Below are 2,871 nucleotides of genomic sequence, written 5' to 3' on the forward strand. Positions count from 1 at the left end.
GACGCCCTCTTGCTGACGCTCGGCGTCATCGATGCGCCGCTGCTGGGCCCGGCGCCTGCGGCCGGGCCGATGCGCCTCCTTTCGCTCGCCCGGCACAGCCAGGCGATCTACGCCACCGCGCCCGGCTGGTTCGAGCCGGCGGTCGAGGTCGGGGCCGAGGTCGCGGCCGGCGACCTGGCCGGCTGGTATCATGATCTCGACCGGCTCGACATTGCGGAGGCGCCGCTGCGCTTCGCCGAGGCCGGGGTGGTGATCTCGCACCGGTTGCACAGCCGGTGCGAACCGGGCGACTGTCTGATCCAGGTGGCCGAGGTGCTGGACGCCCGGCGATGAGGCGCTTGTCGGGGGAGAGGTGCTGATGACGGATACGGAAAAGCGGCCGCCCCGCATCGACGAGGTCGCGCGCATCGCCGGGGTGTCGCCGATCACCGTGTCCCGCGCCCTGCGCCAGCCGGAGAAGGTGGCGGAGGAGAAGCGCCGCCGCATCCAGGCGGCGATCGAGCAGACCGGCTACGAGCCGAACCAGCACGCGATCCGCCTGCGCGCCGGCGGCCGGCCAACGCCGGCCTCGACCCTGGTGACGGCCTTCGTCTCCAACATCGCCAACCCGCAATTCTCGCGCGCCGTGCGGGCCTGCGCCGAGGTGCTGGAGCCGGCGGGCTACCGGCTGATGATGGGCGAGACCGCCTATTCCTATGCCCGCGAGACGGCGATGATCCGGTCGCTGCGCGACCTGCGGCCGGCCGCCGTGCTGTTCACCGGCGTGATCGAGCTGGAGGAGAACCGCGAGGCGCTGCGTGCGCTCGGCGTGCCGGTGATGGAGACCTGGGCCTATCCGCAGGACCCGATCGACATGCTGGTCGGCTTCTCCAACTTCGACGGCGGGCGGCTGGTCGGCGAGCATTTCGGCGAGCGCGGCTATCGCCGCGTCGCCTATGTCGGCCGCGGCGGCGGGCGCGGCGTGCTGCGGCTGCAGGGCTTCAAGGAAGGTCTGGCCAAGCACGGGCTGCGGCCGATCGCGGAGCTGCCGGTCGAGGGGCCGGCCGGGCTGGCCGAGGGGCGGACGGCGATGGCCGCGCTGCTGGAGCAGGAGGAAGCGCCAGACGCCGCCTTCTTCGGCAACGACCTGCTGGCGATCGGCGCTCTGTTCGAGGCGCGGCGCCGCGGCCTTTCCGTGCCCGGCGACCTGGCCGTCGCCGGCTTCGGCGACATCGAGCTGGCGGAGGCGCTGGAGCCGGGGCTGACCACGGTGCGCATCGACAGCGACGACATCGGCCGCCGCGCCGGGCAGATGCTGCTGACCCGCCTCGGCGGCGGCACGCCGGAGCGCGGCATCGAGCTGGTGGAGCTGAGCCTGGTGGTGAGGGCGAGCGGGTAGGGTGGGAAGGGCTTAGGCCAGATCGGGTGCCTCAAGGCGGAGGGGCCCTCCCTCGCCGTCATTGCGAGGAGGCGAAGCCGACGAAGCAATCCAGGGGCCGGTGCGCACCGGCCCCTGGATTGCTTCGCTGCGCTCGCAATGACGGTGTTTGGAATTCTCAAACGGTCTCCAGGGCGTAAGGTGGGGCCATCCGAACCGAAGGCCCCGCCATGACCCGCGAACCCCACGACCTGGATGATCCCGGCCTGCGCGACCGCGCCGTGCGCGCCGCCTGGGGCCTCGTGCCCTTCGACGTGCTGATCGCCGGCGCCCGGCTGGTCGATATCGCGACCTCGGAGATCCGCGCCGCCGATATCGGCCTGGTCGGGCCGCTGGTCGCCAGCGTGCACGCCCCCGGCAGCCGCGGCGATGCGGCCCGGGTGGTCGACGCCGCCGGCCGCTTCGTCGCCCCCGGCCTGATCGACACGCATATGCATGTCGAGAGCTCGATGGTGACGCCGCGGCGCTATGCCGAGGTGGTGGTGCCGCAGGGCACGACCACGATCTGCTGGGACCCGCACGAGGTCGGCAACGTCGCCGGGCTGGCAGGGGTGCGCTGGGCGATCGAGGCGGGGCAGGGGCTGCCGCTGCGGATCCTGACGCTGGCGCCATCCTGCGTGCCCTCGGCGCCGGGGCTGGAGGTGGCGGGGGCCGAGTTCGGCGGCGGCGAGATGGCGGAGATGCTGCGCTGGCCGGAGATCGCCGGCGTCGCCGAGGTGATGAACATGCGCGGCGTGCTCGACCGCAGCGAGCCGATGCAAAGCGTGGTTGCCGCCGGCCTCGCCAGCGGCAAGCTGGTCTGCGGCCACGCCCGCGGGCTGGAGGGGGCGGCGCTGCAGGGCTTCGCCGCCGCCGGCATCCAGTCCGACCATGAGGTGACCTCGGGCGACGACCTGCTGGCCAAGCTGCGCGCCGGCTTCACGGTCGAACTGCGCGGGTCGCACGACTATGTCCTGCCCGGCGCGGTGCAGGCGCTGGCGACGCTGCCGCACCTGCCGCAGAGCCTGACGATCTGCACCGACGACATCTTCCCGGACGATCTGGTCGCGGTCGGCGGCATGGCCGATGTGCTGCGCCGGCTGATCCGCTACGGCATGGCGCCCGTCGACGCGATCCGGGCGGCGACGCTGAACGCGGCGATGCGGCTGGGTCGCCGCGACCTCGGCCTGGTCGCGCCCGGCCGCCGGGCCGACCTGATCATCCTCGACGGGCTGGAGACGCTGGGGGTGGAGCGGGTCTTCGCCTCCGGCCGCGAGGTCGCGGCGGCGGGGCGGCTGACCGGCGGGCCGCCGGGCCGGCCGGCCGACGCCTTCCACGACACCATGAAGCTGGCGCCGCTGACGGCCGGGGATTTCGTCCTGCGCCTGCCGGGCGACGGCACCACCGTGGTCAACTCGATCTTCCGGCCGCGCTTCACCGAATGGCGCGACCTGGCGGTCGAGGTGCGGGACGGC

At 73.4% G+C, this 2,871-nt stretch carries 2 protein-coding genes and 1 pseudogene; all 3 read left to right on the forward strand.

From position 1 onward, the window contains the following. Positions 1-333 (forward strand): annotated as a pseudogene (locus P409_RS30950) (succinylglutamate desuccinylase/aspartoacylase domain-containing protein); the annotation flags it as partial. 25 nt (positions 334-358) lie between these two features. Next, the gene (locus tag P409_RS30955; protein ID WP_034847523.1) at positions 359-1,378 is read left to right on the forward strand and encodes a substrate-binding domain-containing protein; all 1,020 of its coding nucleotides are present in this window, start codon (positions 359-361) and stop codon (positions 1,376-1,378) included. A gap of 209 nt (positions 1,379-1,587) precedes the next feature. Then, positions 1,588-2,871 (forward strand): amidohydrolase family protein (locus tag P409_RS30960; RefSeq protein ID WP_034847526.1); only part of this gene is annotated, 1,284 nt, incomplete at its 3' end.

This window comes from Inquilinus limosus MP06, assembly GCF_000767795.1.
In the GTDB taxonomy this organism is placed as follows: Bacteria; Pseudomonadota; Alphaproteobacteria; order DSM-16000; family Inquilinaceae; genus Inquilinus; species Inquilinus limosus_E.